1 protein-coding gene and 1 pseudogene are annotated in these 1,068 nt (G+C 65.6%); one reads left to right on the forward strand and one right to left on the reverse strand.

The genetic code is table 11. The features are described 5' to 3' along the window. Positions 1 to 323: pseudogene (locus tag ON45_RS15715) on the reverse strand (hypothetical protein); the annotation flags it as partial. 132 nt (positions 324 to 455) lie between these two features. On the opposite strand from ON45_RS15715, the gene ON45_RS15720 reads away from it, so the two are divergent. After that, a complete protein-coding gene (locus ON45_RS15720; protein ID WP_040494958.1) occupies positions 456 to 1,013 on the forward strand; it encodes a CGNR zinc finger domain-containing protein in 558 nt (185 codons plus the stop codon). Positions 1,014 to 1,068 lie beyond the last annotated feature (55 nt).

Consider the following 1,068-nt stretch of genomic DNA (forward strand, 5'->3'; position numbering starts at 1 on the left):
AACGGGAGCGGAACCATGCCGAGCACGAACAGGCCCGCCAGGACGCCGGCGAGTGCCGAACGGCCGACGGTGCGCACGTACGCGACCAGGATCACGCCGTAGAGGACTGCCGCCACGCCGGACACCGGGACGAGACCCCACAACCCCTCGTGCACGCCGTACGCCAACCACCAGAGGTTCATCGACAGGCTGACGCCCGCCCACACGCCCGAGACACCGGCCGTGGTGCGGTGACGCACGATGCGCGACGCCTGCGGATAGGCCATCCCGGCCCCCATCACGTTGGCGACGACGAGCATGCTGGTGACGAATGCTGCGGTCATGTCTGATCCTCCTCTGCGCAAATGGTGAATGATCGATGTCAGGACCGTAATCGGTTTGACTCCTGACGCGATGTGAGGGTCTAACAGAGTTTCACTACTTACGCAACGTCGTTTGGCGGTAGCGTTGTCGTCATGTACGTCGCATCGGTCACAGAGTCCGAGCACCGCATCACGATCGACGCCATGGTCGACCTGCACAACTCGTTTGCGGACGACCCGTCGTTCGATCCCCGGCCGCTGTTGTCCGATGTCGGGTTCAGTCGTGCACCCGATGCATCGGCGGCATCGATGAACCGCGTCGGTCAGCGGATGACCGCGCTGGGCGACTTCCTCGCCGACCTCCCCGACCTCGACGCCGAGGACGCAGCAGCTCGCGTGTCCGAGGAGTTGACCGAACTGCCGATCACCCCGTCGATCGTCGATCACGGCGGCGTCGGCCCACACATCCACTGGACGCCCCCGACCGCCCGCTTCGACGATCAGATGATGGCCGACGTGATGATGGCGCTTGCGCAGGAGATCTGCGACAACGGCACGATCCGTTTCGGCACGTGTGCCGCGACCGACTGCCAGCGCTTGTTCTACGACGCGACGCGCAACCGGTCGAAGAAGTTCTGCTCCGACTCCCGGTGCGCCAGCCGCACCCACACCGCCGACCATCGCCGCCGCCAAGCCTCCGAAGCCTCCTGAACCGCCCCGCCCCCAACCCGATCTCGTGAACTTGTCCGGCGCTCCGTGCGCGAAC

Source organism: Ilumatobacter nonamiensis YM16-303, assembly GCF_000350145.1.
Taxonomy (GTDB): Bacteria; Actinomycetota; Acidimicrobiia; order Acidimicrobiales; family Ilumatobacteraceae; genus Ilumatobacter_A; species Ilumatobacter_A nonamiensis.